Source organism: Pseudomonas alvandae, assembly GCF_019141525.1.
GTDB classification, from domain to species: Bacteria; Pseudomonadota; Gammaproteobacteria; order Pseudomonadales; family Pseudomonadaceae; genus Aquipseudomonas; species Aquipseudomonas alvandae.
This window is the reverse complement of record NZ_CP077080.1, coordinates 1,185,386-1,206,440: the sequence shown is the minus strand read 5'-3', so window position 1 is coordinate 1,206,440 and position 21,055 is coordinate 1,185,386. Positions and strand designations below refer to the sequence as shown.

Here is a 21,055-nt window from a genome sequence, read left to right as displayed (position 1 = left end):
CACCGCTTTCGCGAGCAAGCTCGCTCCCACAGGAAATTGTGGCTGACCGGGAGATTGAGGATCTGACACAAAACCAATGTGGGAGCGAGCCTGCTCGCGAAGACGGCGGCACATTCAACACGCATGCTGACTGATCCAACGCTTTCGCGAGCAGGCTCGCTCCCACAGGTTTTCGCTTTAAGCGCCTACTGCTTAGTGATGCTCCCGCGTCGCGCGGAATTTCACGTCTGGCCAGCGCTCTTCCATCAGCGCCAGGTTCACCCGCGTAGGCGCCAGGTAGGTCAAATGTCCACCACCATCCAGCGCAAGGTTTTCCACAGCCTTGTTGGAGAATTCCTCGAGCTTCTTCTTGTCACCGCATTCGACCCAACGCGCCGAGTACACGGTGATCGGCTCGTAGGAGCACTCGACCTTGTATTCCTCTTTCAAGCGACTGGCGACGACGTCGAACTGCAGCACACCGACGGCGCCGAGGATGATGTCGTTGCTGCGCTCCGGGAAGAACACCTGGGTGGCGCCCTCTTCGGCCAGTTGCTGCAGGCCTTGGCGCAGTTGCTTGGACTTGAGCGGGTCCTTCAGGCGCACGCGGCGGAACAGTTCCGGGGCGAAGTGCGGGATGCCAGTGAAGCCCAGGGCTTCGCCTTCGGTGAAGGTGTCGCCGATCTGGATGGTGCCGTGGTTGTGCAGGCCGATGATGTCACCGGCGAAGGCCTCTTCCAGTTGCTCGCGCTCCGAGGAGAAGAAGGTCAAGGCGTCGCCGATGCGCACGTCCTTGCCGGTGCGCACATGGCGCATCTTCATGCCTTTTTCGTACTTGCCGGAGCAGATGCGCATGAAGGCGATGCGGTCGCGGTGCTTGGGGTCCATGTTCGCCTGGATCTTGAACACGAAGCCCGAGAACTTCTCTTCCACCGGCTCCACGGTGCGCTCGTTGGCAACACGCGGCAGCGGGCGCGGGGCCCAATCGACCACGGCGTCGAGCACATGGTCGACGCCGAAGTTGCCCAGGGCGGTGCCGAAGAACACCGGGGTCAGCTGGCCGTCGATGAATTCCTGCTGGTTGAATTCATGGCAGGCGCCCTGCACCAGCTCCAGTTGCTCGACAAAACGATCGTACTCGTCGCCCAGGTGGGCGCGGGCTTCGTCGGAGTCGAGCTTCTCGATGATCTTGACCTCGGTGCGCTCGTGCCCGTGACCGGCGGTGTAGACGATGATGTAGTCGTCGGCCAGGTGGTACACGCCCTTGAAGTCGCGGTAGCAACCGATCGGCCAGGTGATCGGCGCGGCCTTGATCTTCAGGACCGCTTCGATCTCGTCGAGCAGTTCGATCGGGTCGCGGATGTCGCGGTCGAGTTTGTTGATGAAGCTGACAATCGGCGTATCACGCAGACGGCAGACGTCCATCAGCGCGATGGTCCGTGGCTCGACGCCCTTACCGCCGTCGAGGACCATCAAGGCCGAGTCCACCGCGGTCAGGGTGCGGTAGGTGTCTTCGGAGAAGTCTTCGTGGCCCGGGGTGTCGAGCAGGTTGATCATGTGATCGCGATACGGGAACTGCATGACCGACGTGGTAATGGAGATACCCCGCTGCTTTTCCATTTCCATCCAGTCGGAAGTGGCATGGCGGTCGGACTTGCGGGATTTCACCGTGCCGGCCACCGCAATCGCCTTGCCCATCAGCAAGAGCTTCTCGGTGATGGTGGTCTTACCGGCATCGGGGTGGGAAATAATGGCAAACGTGCGTCTGGCATTGACTTCATTGACAATTTTGCTGTCGGACATCGTTCAAAATCTCGATTGTGCATGCTGTTATGCACACACTGAAAAATTTGCTTTTGGCCGATTGCACAGGCCAGTACAGGGAACCGCGCATTGTAACAAAGGGCGGACGGGAGTGCTCGGTACGATGCCCGATAGCGCTTGGCTGGAACTGCGCCCTCGCCGAAAGAGGTTGACTGAAAAACCAAAAGGCCATCCGTCTGGATGGCCTTTTTTCTTACTTGAAGTCCGCGTTCAGGTCACGAAGACCTTCCAGCTTCACGGGGCCACGACCTGGAAGCCGGGCAACCAATTCCAGCGTTCCCCCCATAGCCTCAACATATTCACGCAGCGTAGAGAGCAGCATGTCGGTACGCTTCTCCACTTTAGAGACGTTGCCTTGCTTCATGTGGAGAAGACCGGCCATAGTCTCCTGCGTGAGATTCAGCTCCTTGCGCAGTTCCTGCAGGGTCATCTGTTCTGCAATGAGCTCTGCGCCGCGCTGTTCGATCTTCTGTCGACGGGCCGCGGGAAGCCCTTTCATAATCTCGTCGATTGACTTAGCCATTGCCTTACCCTTTCTTCAGTGTGCTCAGGTGCCGGTCAAAGCGGACATCTGCTGTCTTGATTAAGTCCTTATAGAATTTTTTCTGGCTGCCGCCTGACTTGTCATCACCCACCAGCAGGACTGCTTTCCTTTCCGGATCGAACGCGAAAGCCACACGCCAGACCCCGTTATCAGCCTTGAAACGCCAATCCTGCCCGATCCCGGCCAGTTCCATACGGGATGTTTGGTCATGGGAAATCGCCTGACGGGTGACTCAAAAAAGGGCAGAAACTATAGCCCAACGTGTACCAGGCACCGAACCGTTGAGCACATCCGGGGTGGCCAAATGCTGCTCAGGATGGGAACCTTTTGCCCCGTGGAGGCGTCCACCCCCTGATACGAGCAACCGTCAGGGCCTTGAAAATCAGCAAGTTAGCCTGACGAGGCTGCGCTCATGGCTCGCTTCGACGTCGTTTTACCGGCCTCGAAAAGAGCTGCTTCTCGCGAACGTTTTCCCGGCAACCCACGAGGGTCTGCCGCCCGGGAAAGCGTGCGCCGACTGAAAGACAAAGGAGTCCGCCTGTGGCTATCCGCTATGGCAAAGGGCTTATGGGGGGTGCGGTCGTCGTCGCCCTTCTTGCCCTGTTGGTCCACTGGATCGGCATCGATACGATCCAACGTTACCGCGACGATCTGCTGTTCTACCTGCAAGCGCACCTGATGCTTGTCCTGGCCTCCATGTTGGCGGCCCTGATTGTCGGCATCCCCGCTGGCATCTTCCTCAGCCGCCCCGGCATGGTCGGGCGCGCCGAACGCTTCATGCAAGTGTTCAACATCGGCAATACCGTGCCGCCCCTGGCCGTATTGGCCATCGCCCTCGGCGTCCTGGGCATTGGCAGCGGTCCCGCCATCTTCGCGCTGTTCCTCGCCTCGCTGCTGCCCATCGTGCGCAACACCTATGAAGGCCTGAAAAACGTCCAGGGCTCCCTCAAGGAAGCCGCCGTCGGCATCGGCATGACCCCGCGCCAGGTGCTGTGGAAAGTCGAATTGCCCAACGCCGTGCCAATCATCGTCGGCGGCGTGCGCGTGGCCCTGGCGATCAACGTCGGCACAGCCCCGCTGGCATTCCTGATCGGCGCCAACAGCCTCGGCAGCCTGATCTTTCCTGGCATTGCCTTGAACAACCAGCCGCAATTGCTGCTCGGCGCCGCTTGCACCGCCCTGCTGGCGTTGCTGCTCGACGGCCTGGTGACACTGGCCAGCCGCCTCTGGCTGGAACGCGGTCTGCGACCGTCCTGAGCCTGGCTGGATAAAGGAATCGTTATGAAGAAGTTGAGTTTGATCCTGGGCTGCCTGCTGCTGTTCGCAGGGGTTGCCCAAGCCGCAGAAAAACCGCTGATCCGCCTCGGCGCCCGGGTGTTCACCGAGCAGACCTTGCTGGCGGAAATCACCGCGCAATACCTGCGCAATAAAGGCTATGACGCGCAAATCACTGGCGGACTGGGCAGTAACCTGGCCCGTAGCGCCCATGAAACCGGGCAACTGGATTTGCTTTGGGAATACACAGGCGTGTCATTGGTGGCCTACAACCATGTCACCGAGAAACTCGACAGCGCCCAGTCCTATGCCCGAGTAAAAGAACTCGACGCGAAAAAAGGCCTGGTCTGGCTGACGCCGTCGAAATTCAGCAACACCTACGCCTTGGCCTTGCCGGAAAAAGTCGCGAAGAAATACCCGCAGATCAGTTCCATCAGCCAGTTGAACACGGTGTTGCAGGCCGAGGCCGACGAGAACCATCTGGTGGCCCTGGACACCGAGTTCGCCAATCGCTCCGACGGTCTGGCCGGCATGGTCGAGCAGTACGGCATGAACCTGACCCGCAAGAACATCCGCCAGATGGACGCGGGCCTGGTCTACACCGCGCTGCGCAACAGCCAGGTATTCGCCGGCTTGGTCTACACCACCGATGGGCGCTTGAACGCTTTCAAGCTGAAGCTGCTGGAAGATGACAAGCATTACTTCCCCGACTACACCGCCGCGCCCGTGGTGCGCCAGGCGTTCCTCGACGCGCACCCGCAACTGGCCGCGCAGCTCAAGCCGCTGGCCGAGCTGTTCGACGACGAAACCATGCGCCAGCTCAACGCTCGCGTGGACGTCGATCATGAAAGCCCTTCCGCCGTTGCCGCCGATTTCCTGCGCCAGCATTCGCTGCTCTCAACCCAATGACCTGGAGGAAAAGCCATGGATTTTCTTGACGCCTTTTCCCATCTGGACTGGCCGCTGGTGCTGCACCTGACCTGGCAGCACATCACCCTGGTGGGCATCGCCGTGACCCTGGCGATCGTCATCGGTGTGCCGCTGGGCATTTTCATGACCCGCTTCCCAACGCTCGCCGGCCCGTTGCAGGCCAGCGCCACGGTGCTGCTGACGATTCCGTCGATCGCCCTGTTCGGCCTGCTGTTGCCGTTCTACTCCAAATTCGGCCAGGGCCTGGGGCCGATGCCAGCGATTACCGCGGTGTTTCTCTATTCGTTGTTGCCAATCATGCGCAACACCTACCTGGCCCTGACCGGCGTCGAACCGGGCATTCGTGAAGCCGCCCGCGGCATCGGCATGACCTTCGGCCAGCGCCTGCGCATGGTCGAACTGCCCATCGCCGTGCCGGTGATCCTGGCCGGCGTGCGCACCGCCGTGGTCATGAACATCGGTGTCATGACCATCGCCGCCACCATCGGCGCCGGTGGCCTAGGTGTGCTCATCCTCGCTTCCATCAGCCGCAGCGACATGTCGATGCTGATCGTCGGCGCCGTGCTGGTCAGTCTCCTGGCCATCTTCGCCGACCTGCTTCTGCAATGGCTGCAACGCTCGCTGACTCCTAAAGGACTCCTCAAATGATCGAACTTCAAAACCTCAGCAAAACCTTCAAGAGCAACGGCAAGGATGTGAAAGCCGTGGACTCGGTGAACCTGACCGTCAACGAAGGCGAGATCTGCGTGTTCCTCGGGCCGTCGGGCTGTGGCAAGAGCACCACGCTGAAGATGATCAACCGGCTGATCCCGCCGACTTCGGGCAAGGTCTTGATCAACGGCGAAGACACCACCGGCCTCGACGAAGTGACCCTGCGCCGCAACATCGGCTACGTGATCCAGCAGATCGGTCTGTTCCCGAACATGACCATCGAGGAAAACATCACCGTCGTCCCGCGCCTGCTCGGCTGGGATAAACAGAAGTGCCACGACCGCGCCCGCGAATTGATGAGCATGATCAAGCTCGAACCCAAGCAATACCTGCACCGCTACCCGCGTGAATTATCGGGTGGCCAGCAGCAACGGATCGGTGTGATCCGCGCCTTGGCGGCCGATGCGCCGCTGTTGCTGATGGACGAACCGTTCGGCGCGGTCGACCCGATCAACCGCGAGATGATCCAGAACGAGTTCTTCGAGATGCAACGGGCGCTGAACAAGACCGTGATCATGGTCAGCCACGACATCGACGAGGCCATCAAGCTGGGGGACAAGATCGCGATCTTCCGCGCTGGCAAGCTGGTCCAGTGCGATCACCCGGACACGTTGCTGGCGCATCCGGCCGACGAGTTCGTCAGCAACTTCGTCGGCCAGGACAGCACGCTCAAGCGCCTGCTGCTGGTCAAGGCCGAAGACGCGGCGGACAACGCCCCGTCGGTCAGCCCCGAAACGCCGGTGAGCGAGGCGCTGGAGTTGATGGACGAACATGACCGGCGCTACGTGGTGGTCACCTGTGCCGAGAACAAGGCCCTGGGGTATGTGCGTCGTCGCGACCTGCACCGTCAGACCGGTACCTGCGGACAATTCCTGCGGGAATTCAACGCCACCGCAGCCTACGACGAGCACCTGCGGATCCTGCTGTCGCGCATGTACGAGTTCAATCGCTCGTGGCTGCCGGTGCTGGACGCCGAGCGGGTGTTCCTGGGCGAAGTGACCCAGGAATCGATTGCCGAGTACTTGAGCTCCGGCAAGTCCCGTGGGGGCAAGACCAGTATTGTTTCGCCGGCTGAGACTGCCTCAGTCTGACCAAGCACGGCTGCTTTTTGTGGCGAGGGAGCTTGCTTGTGGCGAGGGGATTTATCCCCGTTGGACTGCGAAGCAGTCCTGAGACCCGCCACTGCGGTGTGTCAGGTTTAGAGCATTTCAGCCTTTGGGGCTGCTGCGCAGCCCAGCGGGGATAAATCCCCTCGCCACAAAAGCAACGCACATTGCGCCAACTCGAAAACCGATCCAAGGGAACATCAACCTGTCACACCGGTCGGTTACATCATGGGCTGTCGCGCACCGCACGACGGAGACGTGCAAAAACGCGACATTTTTAGTTGATCTCAGGCCCCTCACGCCCTAAAGTTCGCGCCGAACGTCCATGCTGGAAACGATCCATCCGGCTCAAGTACTGACGACGAGACAGCAAGGCCAAGGGCATCATGCATCCCGTGGCCTTTTTGCTTTCGGCGACATGCCTTGGGAAGTAGGCGAACCAAAGTGGGGATACGGAGGACGTTCGCGGGGGCAGCTTGCCCTCAAACCCATTGATCCTGATGTTTGCCAGTAGGAGTCCCAAGTATGTCGATCCAGGTCGAAGATTATTTCGCGCGCGAAACTTTCCAGAAAATGAAAGCGTTCGCCGACAAGCAGGAAACCCCGTTCGTGGTGATCGACACCGCGATGATCGCCCAGGCCTATGACGACCTGCGTGCCGGTTTCGAATTCGCCAAGGTCTACTACGCCGTCAAGGCCAACCCGGCGGTGGAAATCATCGACCTGCTCAAGGAAAAAGGTTCGAACTTCGACATTGCCTCGATCTACGAGCTGGACAAGGTCATGAGCCGTGGCGTCGGCCCGGAGCAGATCAGCTACGGCAACACCATCAAGAAATCCAAGGACATCCGTTACTTCTACGAGAAGGGCGTGCGCCTGTATGCCACCGACTCCGAAGCCGACCTGCGCAACATCGCCAAGGCCGCGCCGGGCTCGAAGGTCTATGTGCGGATCCTCACCGAAGGCTCGACCACCGCTGACTGGCCGTTGTCGCGCAAGTTTGGCTGCCAGACCGACATGGCCATGGACCTGCTGATCCTGGCCCGCGACCTGGGCCTGGTGCCGTACGGCATCTCGTTCCACGTCGGCTCGCAACAGCGCGACATCAGCGTCTGGGACGCTGCCATCGCCAAGGTCAAGGTAATCTTCGAGCGTTTGAAAGAAGAAGACGGCATCGTCTTGAAGCTGATCAACATGGGCGGCGGCTTCCCGGCCAACTACATCACCCGCACCAACAGCCTGGAAACCTATGCCGAGGAAATCATCCGTTTCCTCAAGGAAGACTTCGGCGACGACTTGCCGGAAATCATCCTGGAGCCGGGCCGTTCGTTGATCGCCAACGCTGGGATCCTGGTCAGCGAAGTGGTGCTGGTGGCGCGCAAGTCCCGCACCGCCGTCGAGCGTTGGGTGTACACGGACGTGGGCAAGTTCTCCGGCCTGATCGAAACCATGGACGAAGCCATCAAGTTCCCGATCTGGACCGAGAAGAAAGGCGAGATGGAAGAAGTGGTCATCGCCGGCCCGACCTGCGACAGCGCCGACATCATGTACGAAAACTACAAGTACGGTTTGCCGTTGAACCTGGCCATTGGTGATCGCCTATACTGGCTGTCGACCGGTGCCTACACCACCAGCTACAGCGCGGTGGAATTCAATGGGTTTCCGCCGTTGAAGTCGTACTACGTGTAAATACCGTAAAAACAAAAAAGGCCCGATTCCACGGGCCTTTTTTTATGCCTGTCACAAACACCCGCACAGGTAGTTGACACTTCAAACGCGGCGTTAATGCTCAATCCCCATCGACGCGCCACTACGTTACAGGTCGCAAACCTTTTTTACTTAACTTCACCGGAAGTCCCCACTAACCTCCCACCCACGGCATGATGCCGCGACGCAATAAAAAAGGAATTTTATATGTCAACCCTTGACGACACCCCTATCGCTTCCAGGGCGTTCAATACGTTAACAACACAATTCATGGGTGCTGTTTCCGGGACGCTTCCCGGGGTCGAACGAGAAAAAGGCCTACTGGTCACTCACGACGACATCAGAAATATTAAACGCTACATAATGCGAGGCTTGTCGTTGCCGACGAATGCAGCAGAAATAGAGCAGATCTATAAATACGATCAACTCAATGTCAATGGCCTTCGCTCTGCCGATATGCAAGTCCTGTACACGTCAATAAAAGACCATTCCGAAACTTGGTCGAAAATTGAAACAGGCATGAAAACAGTCGGCTCGGACCTCCACGTATTCGCTGACAACCTGATCTTTATCAGCAACGAAATTATTAAATATCTTAATACGATACCCAGCTTTATTTCCGGCGCCGGAAAAATCGGCCACCTCTCGCCCGAGGAGATAGAAAACCTTCCGGAAATACAGCTGACGCCCGAGGAGCTGCCAAGATCCTATAACTTGCCGGGGCTGACCGACCAACTTAAAGAGTTGATCGAGGAACGCAGCAAGAGCACTCATACTGTAAAGGCTCAAATCACCCAATTTAAAGACGCTATTAACCACTCGATAAAACCTGCCCTGGATCTGAAACTGGCGTTGATCAATAGTCAGGATTTCGGCGAGGATACAATAAGACAAAACGAGCAGCTCCTGGTGCTAAGCGAGCGAATAAAGGGCCGGCAGGTTGAGATCGAGAGTTATTCCAAGAAAAAATGGTGGGGGTTGGTCGGAGGCCTGCCTGGCCTCGTCGTTACCGCCACGGTCTTCGGCAAAAAAGCCCAGAGAGCCCGCCGGTACCAGCAAGAGTTAATAGATGAACGGCGAACTATCGAGGAAACGCTCCGAACCAACCATAAGCTCTTGGCGCATTTAAACTCACTCGAAACAGATATGCATGAGCTGAAAGCTCGCGTGGAAAGCGCCGCCGGCAGTTCCTCGAACCTCGAAAGCCTGTGGGAACTTATCCAGACTTATATCGATACTTCCTGCAGCCGGGTGAACGGCGTGACAAATGCAATGTATCTGGTCTCCTTTGCCGCTCGGCTCAGCACCATGGCGTATAACTGGACGCGCATCAAAGAACAAGCGCATGATTTATTGACGGCTTTCAACAACGCCACCAATGAAACTTTATCCCTCGGCCCCTTTAAACCCACGCCCCTGCAAACTCTCTCTCTCAGTTCAGCGCTCCTGCCCCTCACTTTCGAGAATTACGCAATGTCCCGCACTCACTCCATTGAGACCGAAACCGGTTATACCTTACCGGATATTAAAGAGATCCAGGCTTACCGCGCCCAACTCAATCACAAGATCAGTATGTTGAGCAATCTATACATTCCGGCCCTCGCTGATGAATTCACTGCACTTCGCAAAGCGCTCAGCAACACCGACGACCAAGCGAAACGCGCCGCTACTCAGATTCCCGTTGCGTTGCAAGCGAACCAAATAGTGCGGTTGCACGGCGCGATTGAAAAGCTTCGGGAAAACCCCACACCCGAAGAGCAAGAAGCTATTGAAAGTTTCAGCCAGGAAATCAAGCAACTCATCGACGACGCCTTGTCTGAAACAGATAGACACGTGGTCGCACTCGATAAAAGCCTGACGAGCCTGAACGCTGTCACGCTCAGCGACAATGAGCACCGGACCCGAGAACTGGACGACACTATCAACAAGAACGAGTTACGGGCGGGCACTGAACAAACGACGATACGACGCCTGGTTGTACAAGAAACGAAACTGAACGAGAGCATCAAGCTGCTCGAATCGACCAATGGCTTTTCGCTAATCAAGCATCTGCTGCTTACGGCCGGTACCCTTGGCTTAATGAGTCTATCCCCGCCACAACTCAAGCTCATTCGACAGGGTGTAGACGTGGCAGGCAAACTGCTTGGCCTCGTCGTCGGCAGCATCAAATATGACAACCTGATCGAAGCCAGGCACCAACTACAAATACAGCTGGATCGGCATCGCGAGACATCGGCGCTCACCCAGAAAGAGCTCGGTGTGCTCAGGAATCGCCACCAACTGCTGGTCGAAGCACAATCGGTTCCACCGTTAAGAGAAGCTTATAGCAACGAAATCAGCCAGCTGTCCGGCTCCATCGGCCACTTTCTGAACCTCAACAACCATGGCACCTCCGCAGAGCTCGAGACCGTTATCCTGACATTCCTGAGGGAATCAGCCGTCCTTGCCGATCATTTGAATAGCTTCCGCCAGGAATGGCGCCATTAAGTAAACGCTTAAAAAAGCGCGCGGAAACAACTGTACTTCGCTGTCCAATCCGGCCCCGAACGATCCTTGGAACGCGCGATTTCCCGCAACTACGCTAGCACTGACACCACCAGCGTCACGCGTGCGCTCTTCCCGCTAGGCCGTGAAGCGAGCCCTCCGAGGATGACGACTGCTGCGCAGCCGAGCGGGAGCAAGTTCCCTCGCCACAAAGGAACGCAGCAGGCCAAAAAAGCCCCGCTCATGCAAATGATCGGGGCTTTTAGGTGTGTTTATGAATGGTTCTCGATAACACACGGCATAATGCACGCCGTGACGAACAATCTTGAATGAACAAGGCGAGCAACGTGTTTAAAAAAACCCTGTTCCAGTTGCATTGGTTTTTCGGCGTCAGCGCCGGGCTGGTGCTGGCGTTGATGGGCATTACCGGTGCGGTGGTGTCGTTTCAGGACGAGATCCTGCGGGCGCTGAACCCGCAGGTGCTGACGGTTGAAAAGCAACCGGCGGGCGTCCTGCCGCCCGCTGAACTGGTGGAACAGATCGAAGCCGCGTCCGGCAAGACCGTCAACATGCTCTGGGTCGACACTGATAGCGGCAATGCCGCACGGGCGATCTTCACGGCTCCGCCCGGGGAGAAACGCGGGCCGATGCGTTATTTCAATCCCTACAACGCACAGTTCATGGGCGATGTGGTGGGCCAGGACTTCTTTGGCCTGGTGCTGCGCCTGCACCGCGTCCTGACCCTGGACGACGTGGGCCGGCAGATCACCGGTGCCTGCACGCTGATCCTGATTTTTTTCTGCCTGTCCGGGCTGTACCTGCGTTGGCCGCGACAATGGAAAAACTGGCGCGCCTGGCTGACCCTTGACTGGGCCAAGAAAGGTCGCAGTTTTAACTGGGACTTGCACTCGGTCGCGGGCACCTGGTGCCTGGTGTTCTATCTCCTGGCCGCCCTGACCGGGCTGACCTGGTCCTACGACTGGTACAACAAGGGCGTGACTCGCCTGCTCTCCGATTCGCCCAAGGATGAGCGCGTGCGCAACCGCGACCCCGTGCCAAACGGCCCGGCGCCGATCGCCGATTATCGGGCGATGTGGAGCAGCATCTACAGCGCCGCCGGTCCCGACCTGTCGGCCTATAACGTGCGCATGCCGCCGGTAGCCGGGCAACCGGCGACCGTCTTCTATCTGTTGAAAAACTCGCCCCATGACCGCGCACTGAATCAACTCATCCTCGACCCGGCCACTGGCGCTATCAGCCGTCACAGCCGCTACAGCGACAAGAGTCTCAAGGCCCAATTGCTGACGAGCATCTACGCGCTGCATGTCGGCAGTTATTTCGGGTTGGTCGGCCGGATCCTCATGACGGTTGCCGCGCTGGCCATGCCGTTGTTTTTCATCACCGGCTGGCTGCTGTACCTGGACCGCCGACGCAAGAAGCGCCAGGTCCGCCAGGCTCGCCAGGCATTGGCCGAACGCCCTGGTGATGCCCCGGCATGGTTGATCGGCTTCGCCAGCCAAAGCGGATTCGCTGAGCAATTGGCCTGGCAGACTGCCGGCCAACTCCAGGCCGCCGGGCTGCCGGTAAAGGTCCAGCCACTGGCTGGCGTCAGTGAGCAGGATCTGAACAGCGCCACCCGCGCGCTGTTTGTCGTCAGTACGTTTGGCGACGGTGAAGGCCCCGACAGCGTCCGTGGTTTCGAACGCAAGGTGCTGGGCCAGGCCCTGAGCCTGGAGCGACTGCAATATTCGGTACTGGGCCTGGGCGACCGCCAATACGAGAACTTCTGCGGCTTCGCCCGGCGCCTGCATGCCTGGCTGGCGGAGCACGGCGGCAAGACGCTGTTTGCGCCGGTGGAAGTGGACAGCGGCGACCCCTATGCCTTGCGGCACTGGCAGCAACAACTGGCCGAACTGACCGGCCACGCCCCAGCGGATATGTGGCAAGCACCGAGCTTCGAAAACTGGACGCTGAGCCACCGCACCCTGCTCAACCCCGACAGCAGCGGCTCGGGGGTATATCTGCTGGGCCTCACCGCCCCCGGCCCGAGCAGTTGGCTGGCCGGTGACCTGGTGGAAATCCTGCCGCGCAATGCCTTGTGGGCGATTGAACATTTCCTCGATGGCCTGGGCATCGCTGGTATCGCCCGGGTACACGTCGATGGCTTGCAACAGACACTTGAGCAGGCCTTGGCGACGCGCCAGTTGCCGGAAAACCGCGCCCACCTGGTAGGCTTGCACGCCCAGGCACTGGTGGAAGCACTGGCGCCGCTGGGCATGCGCGAATACTCCATCGCATCGATTCCCGCCGACGGCGTTCTGGAGTTGATCGTGCGTCAGGAACGTCATGCCGACGGCAGCCTGGGCGTCGGCTCCGGCTGGCTCACCGAGCATGCACCGCTGGGCAGTTCTATCAGCCTGCGGGTCCGGCGCAACAGCAGTTTCCATTTGCCACCGCAAGGCGTGCCGATGATCCTGCTGGGCAACGGCACCGGCCTGGCCGGTCTGCGCAGCTTGCTCAAGGCCCGCGTTGCCGAGGGCATGCAGCGCAATTGGCTGCTGTTTGGCGAGCGCAACCGCGAGCACGACTTCCACTGTCGCGATGAGCTGCAGGAATGGGTCACCTCCGGCGACCTGGAGCGCCTGGACCTGGCCTTCTCCCGGGACCAGGAACAGAAAATCTACGTCCAGGATCGCCTGCTGGAATCCGCGGCACTGCTCAAGCAGTGGCTGGCCGATGGCGCGGTGATCTATGTGTGCGGCAGCCTGCAAGGGATGGCGTCAGGGGTGGATCATGTGCTCAATCTGGTGCTGGGCCGAGAGGAAGTGGAAAAGCTGGTCGAGCAAGGGCGATATCGGCGGGATGTGTACTGATCCCGGCCACAACATCAATCCTGCTCGCGAAGGCGGCGTGTCAGTTTGCACAAGTGTTGCCTGGCACACCGCTTTCGCGAGCAGGCTCGCTCCCACATGGGTTCTGTAGTGGTCTCTGACTCAAACCGGCTGCAACTTCTTCTCGAACACCGCCAGGCCTTCCAGGTCCCGCAGCACTACGCTCATTTCGCCACTCTGCCCGTCGATGTTCACCTCGCCAAAGAACTGATAGCCGGCAAACGGCGAGGTGTTCTGGGCTGGCGGGGCTTTCTGGAACACCACTTCGGGGCCGAAGGTCTTGTCCAAGGCGTTGGGCCCGAAGCTGCCGGCGTTCAGTGGCCCGGCGACGAACTCCCAGAACGGTTCGAAATCCTGGAACGCGGCTTGTTCAGGGTGGTAGTGATGGGCAGCGCAATAGTGGACATCGGCGGTCAGCCAGACGTAGTTGCGCACCTGATGCTTGCGCAGGTAACCGAGCAGTTCGGCGATCTCCACTTCACGGCCCTGGGCCTCGCCCGGGTCACCGTTGGCGACCGCTTCCCAGCGTGGCACGCCCGGGCTGACCTCGCCATCCGGCACGCCCAGGCCGATGGGCATGTCGGCGGCGATGACTTTCCACTGGGCGCGGGATTGCTTCAGCTCGCGCTTGAGCCAATCCAACTGTTCACGGCCAAGAAACGGTTTCGCCGCGCCGAGGTTGGCGTCATTGGCTTCGCGGTAGCTGCGCATGTCCAGCACGAAAACATCCAGCATCGGCCCGTAGCCGAGCTTGCGGTAGATGCGTCCGCCGCCATCGGCCTTCTGCAGGCGCATGGGCGCGTATTCCAACCAGGCTTGCCGTGCACGACCGACCAGGCTGTGGATGTCCTTGGTCTGGTAGCGCTCGTCCAGTTGCTTGCCCGGCGACCAGTTGTTGACCACTTCGTGGTCGTCCCACTGCCAGATCTGCGGCACTTCGGCATTGAAGCGACGCACGTTTTCATCCATCAGGTTGTAGCGGTAGTTACCGCGATATTCGTCCAGCGTCTCGGCGACCTTGCTCTTGGCTTCGGTGGTGAGGTTGCGCCAGATGCGCCCGCCCTCGGTGGTGAGCTGCGCCGGCACCGGCCCGTCGGCGTAGATCGTATCGCCGCTGTGGATAAAAAAATCCGGCAGGCGCAGGCGCATGGCTTCGTAGATGCGCATGCCGCCGATGTCCGGGTTGATGCCGAAGCCCTGGCCGACGGTGTCGCCGCTCCAGACAAAACGAATGTTGCGCTTGAATTGCGGCACGCTGCGCAAATGCCCGAGCCAGGGCTCGCTGGCCACGCTGCTCTGGGCGTCCTCGAAATGCACGCGGTAGAAAATCGCCTGGTCGGGCGGCAGGCCGGTGAGCTCGACCCGGGCGGTGAAATCGCTGCGGCTGTCGGCCAGCGCCGAGACAAAGCGCCGGGGGTTGGAAAACTGGCTGCGGGTGTCCCACTCCACCACCATCCGCGCCGGACGGTCGCTGCGACTCCAGATCATCGCGCGATCGCCCTGCAGGTCGCCCGACTGCACTCCTTCGGTCAGCACGGGCCGGTCCTTGACCGAGGCGATCACCGCCGGGGCCAGCCCGGGCAGCAATAAACCGGCGCCTACGGCTTGCATCACACGGCGACGGCCCAGGTCGAATTCGCTCATGGTGTTCTCCTTGAAATGGGAAAACTTAAGCATGGCCGTGTGAAATGGGTGTGACAGGGATTTTAGGCCGGCCCCAAAACCAACTGTGGGAGCGGGCTTGCTCGCGAAGACGGTGTGTCAGTCAACGAAAATGTTGTCTGACACACCGTCTTCGCGAGCAAGCCCGCTCCCACAGGTAGGGTATGACTTAAATCAGGCCTTCGCCGGCTCCAACGCCATTTCCACCACTTCCGGCCGCTTGAGCAGCGCATACGCCACGCCCGTCAACAGCGCGCCCGCCACGATCGCCAGCAAATACAGCAGCGCATGATTGATGGCGTTGGGGATCAGCATCACGAACAGCCCGCCGTGCGGTGCCATGAGCTTGCAGCCGAAGTACATCGACAGCGCCCCGGTCAGCGCGCCGCCGGCAATGCTGGCCGGGATCACCCGCAACGGGTCCTTGGCCGCGAACGGGATCGCGCCTTCGGAGATGAAGCACAGCCCCAGCACCAACGCCGCCTTACCGGCCTCGCGCTCGGTCTGGGCGAATTTGCGCCGGGCCAGGAAGGTGGCGATGCCCAAGCCAATGGGCGGTACCATCCCGGCGGCCATCGTCGCGGCCATTGGCGCATAACTCTGGGAAGCCAGCAGCCCCACCGAGAACGCATAGGCTGCCTTGTTGATCGGCCCGCCGAGGTCGACGCACATCATTGCCCCCAACAGCACACCCAGCAGGATCGCGTTGGTGGTGCCCATGCTATCGAGGAAGTGGGTCAGCCCTTCGAGCATGCCCGCCACCGGTTTGCCGACGATGTAGATCATCACCAGGCCAGTGAACAGACTCGCCAGCAACGGAATGATCAGGATCGGCTTGAGCGCCTCCAGACTCTGGGGCAGCCGCGCGTAACGGTTGATCGCCTTGGCGGCGTAGCCAGCGAGGAAGCCGGCGATGATCCCGCCAATGAACCCGGCGCCCAGGGTGCTGGCGAGCATCCCGCCGATCATGCCGGGGGCCAGGCCCGGCCGGTCGGCGATGGAATAGGCGATGTAGCCGGCCAACAGCGGCACCATCAACTTGAACGCAGTGTCGCCGCCAATCTGCATCAGCGCCGCCGCCAGGGTGCCGGGCTCTTTGAAGGCGGTGATGCCGAACACGAACGACAAGGCAATCATCAGGCCGCCCGCCACCACCATCGGCAGCATGAACGACACGCCCGTCAGCAAGTGTTTGTAGACGCCGCTTTTTTCCGCCTTCGCCGGCCCCGTGGAGGCGCCGCTCGCGGCACTTTCCTGGACGCCTTCGGCCAAGGCTTTTTTCAGCGTGGCTTCGGCCTGCTTCAACGCGATGCCGGTGCCGCAGCGGTAGATCTTCTTGCCGGCGAAACGCTCAGTGGCGACTTCAATGTCGGTCGCCAGCAACACCACATCGGCCTCGGCAATCGCCTCGGGACTGAGCGGATTGCGGGCTCCCACCGAGCCCTGGGTTTCGATCTTCAGGTCATAACCCAGGCGTGCCGCGGCCTGTTGCAAGGCTTCGGCGGCCATGAACGTATGGGCGACGCCGGTCGGGCACGCGGTGATAGCAACCAGGCGCGGAGCGCGCTCGGTCGATGGCGCAGGTTCTTCGGCGAGCACGTCGGCCTCGCCCAGCACCTCGGCCTCTTCGGCACCGCGACGCAGCACGGCGTCAACGTCTTGCAGGGCCAGGGCCGGGGTGCTGCGGAACACCCGCTTGCCGACGAACCGCGACAGGTCCACCGGGCCGCTGGCGACCAGCAACACCCACTCGGCCGACTCGAGAGTCGCGGCTGACAATTGGCGTTCAGGATGGGCCGCGTCATGGACTTCGACACTGGTGCTCCAACCCTGGCGCTGCGCTGCCGCGTCCAGCAGGCGGGCACACAACACACTGGTGACCATGCCGTTCGGGCAGGCCGTCACAATGGCTAGTTTCATTCTTGCGAACCCTCTTATTGTTCTGTCAGGGGGCGCACGCGCACGCCCTGTTCAAGCGACGCCAGCAACGCGGTGTCGTGTATACCAAAACCGATCTGGGTGACCGCCATGGCGGCGATGGCCGTCGCGGTGCGCAGGGTTTGCTCCGGCGCGTGGGCTCCGAGCAATCCGTGCAGCATGCCGGCCAGCAGCGAATCGCCCGCGCCCACGGTACTGGCGACAGTCACCTTGGGCGGCGAGGCATGCAGCGCCGAACCGACGCTGAACCAATTCACACCGTCGGCGCCGTGGGAAATCACCACGTGCTCGACGCCTTGGGCATGCAGGCGCTGCGCCGCCTGGGCTTGGGCCAATTCCGTGACCACATCGCACCCCAGCGCATCGGCCAGTTCCTCGGTATTGGGCTTGATCAGCCATGGCCCCGCCGCCAGCGCAACGCGCAAGGCTTCGCCGCTGGTGTCGAGGGCAACGTTCAGGCCAAGCTTTTTCAACCGTGTGATCAGCGCCTGCAGCCATTGCGGACTGACGCCCCGGGGCAAGCTGCCGGCGACGACCACGGCGTCATGGCCAGGGGCGATTTGTTCGAGGCGCGCCAGCAACGCTTGTTGTGCGGCTTCATCGACCATCGGGCCAGGGCCGTTGAGGTCAGTAATGCGCCCGTCCTGTTCGGCCAGCTTGATGTTGCTGCGGGTTTCACCGGGAACGCGGATAAACGCGTCGACAAAGCCACGCTGGGCGAACAATGTCTCGAACACCTGGGCGTTGTCTTCGCCGAGAAAACCGCTGACGGTCAGCGTATGGCCGAGATCCGCCAACACCTGCGCCACGTTCACGCCCTTGCCGGCGGCATGGGCGTGCATGCCGTCGCTGCGGTTGACCTGGCCCGGTTCCAGGCGCGCCAATTCCACCGTGAGGTCGAGCGCCGGGTTGAGGGTCAGGGTAAGAATCTTCGCCATTACAGCGCCTCCACTAATGCGCGCACATCATCGGCGCTGCCCACGGCCAAGGCCTCTTGAGCCAGGGTTCGTACGTGCGCCAGGCTCAGTTCGCGGACCCGCGCCTTGACCTCGGCAATGCTGCGGGCCGAGACACTCAACTCGTCCACGCCCAGGCCCACCAGCACCGGCACGGCCAGCGGATCGGCCGCCAGCTCGCCGCACACGCCGACCCATTTGCCATGGGCATGGGCGGCGCGCACGGTGATGTCGATCAGTTGCAGCACCGCTGGGTGCAAGCCATCGGCCTGGGCCGACAGGGTCGGGTGACCCCGGTCGATCGCCAGGGTGTATTGGGTCAGGTCGTTGGTGCCGACGCTGAAGAAATCGACTTCCTTGGCGAGCACCGGCGCCAGCAGCGCGGCGGACGGCACTTCGATCATGATCCCCAGTTGCAGGTCCGCCACGGGGATTTCCCGGCGCAGGCGCTCGGTCATGTCCCGGGCCTGGCGCCACTCGTCGACGCTGCCGACCATGGGAAACATGATCCGCAGCGGACGGTTGTCGGCAGAGCGCAACAAGGCCCGCAGTTGCGCTTCCATGATATGCGGGCGCTGCAAGGTCAGGCGGATGCCGCGCACGCCGAGGAACGGGTTTTCTTCCTTGGCGATTGGCCAATAGGGCAGCGGCTTGTCGCCGCCGACGTCAAGGGTACGCACCACCAGCGGCCGACCGGCCAGGCCATCGAGCACCTTGCGGTATTCGGCTTCCTGGGTCGCTTCGTCCGGGGCCTCGGTGTGGGCCATGAAGATCAGCTCGGTGCGCAACAGGCCGATGCCTTCGGCGCCCTGCTCCACCGCGCTGGTGACGCCGGCGCTTTCGCCGATGTTGGCGAATACTTCAACGGCGTGACCGTCACGGGTCAGCGCTGGTTGGTGCCGTTGCTCGGCGGCGACCTTGAGGCGCTGCTCGCGGGTGTCGCGTTCCTCTTTGGCGCGCTGCAACGTGGCGGCGTCCGGGTCGACATGCAGGCGACCGCGTTGGCCGTCCAGCAGCAATGACGTGCCCGGCGCCAACAGCAACACCGCAGCGCCTGCACCCACCAAGGCCGGAATGCCCAAGGCGCGGGCGACGATGGCACTGTGGGCGGTGGCGCCGCCGCGTGCGGTGAGAATCCCCGCCACGCGCGCCGGATCGAGGCGGGCGACGTCGGACGGGCCGACTTCGTCCATCACCAGAATGTAGGGTTGTTCGGGTTCAGCCGGGGTTTCGATGCCGCACAGCTGCGCCAGCACCCGGCGGCCGACGTCCCGCAGATCGGCGGCACGCTCGGCGAGCAAGGCATCTTGCAGGGCTTCCTGTTCTTTCGCGGCGGCCTCGATCACGCCCATCCACGCCGCTTGTGCGCTCTCACCCAGCTTCAGGCGGGTGTCGACTTCGTCGGTCAGTTCCGGGTCGTCGAGCATTTCCTGGTGGGTGATGAAAATCTCGCGGATGGCCTTGGCCTTGGCACGCTCGATCAGGCCCTCGATGTCCTGACGCACCTGGCTCAAGGCTTTTTGCAGGCGCTCGCGCTCGATCGCCGGGGACTCGCCACGCAGTGGATACTCGATGTCTTGCAGCACTTGGATATGCGCCGGACCGATGGCGATGCCCGGCGCGGCGGCGACGGCCTGGATCAGGCTGCCGGATTCCGGCGCGAGCAGCACGGTGGCAACTTCGGCAATGGTGGTTTCCCGTGGCGCGCTCGGTGGCGGCAGCGGTTCGACTTCTTCGCCGAGACCCTCTTCGACGGCTGCGAGCAACGCCGGCAACGCGTCGGCGGCAATGCTAGGTTCGGCAATGAATTCCAGGACCTGACCACGACGGGCGCCCAGGCTCAGCAGCTTGCTCAGGCTCTTCACCGACACGGCGCTGTCCTGGCCATCGACGATGCGCACGCGGATCTCGCCTTCGAAGCTTTTTGCCAACTGGGCGAGAATCTTCGCCGGGCGCGCATGCAACCCGTGGGCATTTGCCAGGCCGATGCGCGCGCTAGGCCAATCGGCAGGCAACTCGCCCCCCAGCACTTCCAGGACCTTGCGGCTGCTGGTGGCGCGGCCCAATTCATGGCCGCGACCTTCGATCAGCAACGCGCAGAGTCTTTCCAGCAAGGCTTGGTGAGCCTCGCCGAGGCTGGCCAGGCAGAACAATCCGCTCAAGGGTTGGCCGAGGTAACGAATGGGTTTGTCCGGCGTGACGAAGGCCAGGCCCGGACGCTTGACGGTCTGCTCGCTGTGCAGCCACCAGAGCCCGTCGCCGAGGGGCAACGCGTCGACCTGCTGCAACACGCCGGCAAAGCCGTTGCTCACGCAATCGGCCTGGCGCAACAGACGGGCGCCGCGCCAGACCAATTCTTCGAAATCGTCGGCCGACACACCGAGGCCGATCATCTGCGCATCCAGCGCCAGCTCCTGCGGCGCGCCCTGCAGCAATTTCAGCAGCGCTTCGGCGGAACCGGCGCGACGCAGGGCCTGGCCCAGGTCGGTCTCGCCGAGGGCGCGGGTCAGCAGTTGCAGCAGGCGCAAGTGTTCGTCGGACTTGGCCGCGATGCCGATCGCCAGGTAAACGATCTGGCCATCGCCCCAGTCCACGCCTTCAGGAAACTGCAGCAAGCGCACGCCGGTGGAATACACCAGGTCGCGGGTCTGCGGAGTACCGTGGGGGATGGCAATACCTTGGCCAAGAAAGGTCGAGCCCTGGGCCTCGCGGGCCTGCAAGCCGGCAAGGTAGCCCTCGGCTACCAGCCCATCGGCCACCAGTTTGTCAGCGAGCAGTTGCAGCGCGGCGTCTTTATCCACAGCCACTTGGGCCATGGATATCTGCTCTAGAGTGAGCTCGAGCATGCTTTCTCCTTTTTGGCGTCCGGTTGGCGCCAGGTATTGTTTTGAATGAATCAGCTTAGCGTTGCAAAACGGCTTCCGGCGGTATCGCGGCAGCACCGACCAAAAACCTGAGAGCCTTGAAAATACGCCTGCTGAAACGTTTAATCTAGAAAGATTGGCACGTTACTCGATAATCTCTCATCCTTGAAGTGCAACTTGTCGA

The 21,055-nt window shown here is 61.1% G+C and carries 14 protein-coding genes; 7 read left to right on the top strand and 7 right to left on the bottom strand.

Features of this window, described 5'->3' with window-relative positions:
• Positions 1 to 192: 192 nt before the first annotated feature.
• The 3 genes from KSS97_RS05250 to KSS97_RS05240 form a co-directional block, all read right to left on the bottom strand.
• The gene (locus tag KSS97_RS05250) at positions 193 to 1,782 is read right to left on the bottom strand and encodes a peptide chain release factor 3 (protein ID WP_030139817.1); all 1,590 of its coding nucleotides are present in this window, start codon (positions 1,780 to 1,782) and stop codon (positions 193 to 195) included.
• A gap of 214 nt (positions 1,783 to 1,996) precedes the next feature.
• Positions 1,997 to 2,326, bottom strand: a complete 330-nt coding sequence (locus KSS97_RS05245) for an XRE family transcriptional regulator (protein ID WP_030139816.1) — start codon at positions 2,324 to 2,326, stop codon at positions 1,997 to 1,999.
• A 4-nt stretch (positions 2,327 to 2,330) separates the two neighbouring features.
• Positions 2,331 to 2,540, bottom strand: a complete 210-nt coding sequence (locus KSS97_RS05240; RefSeq protein WP_080628550.1) for a type II toxin-antitoxin system RelE/ParE family toxin — start codon at positions 2,538 to 2,540, stop codon at positions 2,331 to 2,333.
• A gap of 374 nt (positions 2,541 to 2,914) precedes the next feature.
• On the opposite strand from KSS97_RS05240, the gene KSS97_RS05235 reads away from it, so the two are divergent.
• From KSS97_RS05235 to KSS97_RS05205, 7 genes are all read left to right on the top strand, one after another.
• A complete protein-coding gene (locus KSS97_RS05235) occupies positions 2,915 to 3,604 on the top strand; it encodes an ABC transporter permease (protein WP_187293320.1) in 690 nt (229 codons plus the stop codon).
• Positions 3,605 to 3,628: 24 nt separating this feature from the next.
• On the top strand, positions 3,629 to 4,531 hold the full coding sequence (locus KSS97_RS05230; protein WP_030139813.1) for a glycine betaine ABC transporter substrate-binding protein: 903 nt from the start codon (positions 3,629 to 3,631) through the stop codon (positions 4,529 to 4,531).
• Between the two features lie 15 nt (positions 4,532 to 4,546).
• Positions 4,547 to 5,200, top strand: a complete 654-nt coding sequence (locus tag KSS97_RS05225; RefSeq protein WP_217861245.1) for an ABC transporter permease — start codon at positions 4,547 to 4,549, stop codon at positions 5,198 to 5,200.
• The gene (locus tag KSS97_RS05220) at positions 5,197 to 6,354 is read left to right on the top strand and encodes an osmoprotectant ABC transporter ATP-binding protein OsmV (RefSeq protein WP_198797779.1); all 1,158 of its coding nucleotides are present in this window, start codon (positions 5,197 to 5,199) and stop codon (positions 6,352 to 6,354) included. The genes KSS97_RS05225 and KSS97_RS05220 overlap by 4 nt, the downstream gene beginning before the upstream one ends.
• 540 nt (positions 6,355 to 6,894) lie before the next feature.
• Entirely contained in the window at positions 6,895 to 8,058 is a 1,164-nt protein-coding gene (locus KSS97_RS05215; RefSeq protein ID WP_030139810.1) for a type III PLP-dependent enzyme, read from the top strand.
• A gap of 225 nt (positions 8,059 to 8,283) precedes the next feature.
• Entirely contained in the window at positions 8,284 to 10,563 is a 2,280-nt protein-coding gene (locus KSS97_RS05210) for an alpha-xenorhabdolysin family binary toxin subunit A (protein ID WP_217861244.1), read from the top strand.
• A gap of 344 nt (positions 10,564 to 10,907) precedes the next feature.
• Positions 10,908 to 13,433 carry a PepSY domain-containing protein gene (locus tag KSS97_RS05205; RefSeq protein WP_217861243.1) on the top strand — a complete coding sequence of 842 codons (2,526 nt, stop codon included), beginning with the start codon at positions 10,908 to 10,910 and terminating at the stop codon, positions 13,431 to 13,433.
• 120 nt (positions 13,434 to 13,553) lie between these two features.
• On the opposite strand, the gene KSS97_RS05200 is transcribed toward KSS97_RS05205, so the two are convergent.
• From KSS97_RS05200 to ptsP, 4 genes are all read right to left on the bottom strand, one after another.
• Positions 13,554 to 15,095: an alkaline phosphatase D family protein gene (locus tag KSS97_RS05200; protein WP_217861242.1), complete on the bottom strand. Its 1,542-nt coding sequence runs from the start codon at positions 15,093 to 15,095 to the stop codon at positions 13,554 to 13,556.
• A gap of 192 nt (positions 15,096 to 15,287) precedes the next feature.
• Positions 15,288 to 17,033, bottom strand: coding sequence for a PTS fructose-like transporter subunit IIB (locus KSS97_RS05195; RefSeq protein WP_217861241.1), 1,746 nt, complete (start codon positions 17,031 to 17,033; stop codon positions 15,288 to 15,290).
• 14 nt (positions 17,034 to 17,047) lie between these two features.
• On the bottom strand, positions 17,048 to 17,989 hold the full coding sequence (pfkB, locus tag KSS97_RS05190) for a 1-phosphofructokinase (RefSeq protein ID WP_217861240.1): 942 nt from the start codon (positions 17,987 to 17,989) through the stop codon (positions 17,048 to 17,050).
• Complete coding sequence (gene ptsP, locus KSS97_RS05185) at positions 17,989 to 20,853, bottom strand: phosphoenolpyruvate--protein phosphotransferase (protein WP_217861239.1); 2,865 nt, start codon at positions 20,851 to 20,853, stop codon at positions 17,989 to 17,991. The genes pfkB and ptsP overlap by 1 nt, the downstream gene beginning before the upstream one ends.
• Positions 20,854 to 21,055 lie beyond the last annotated feature (202 nt).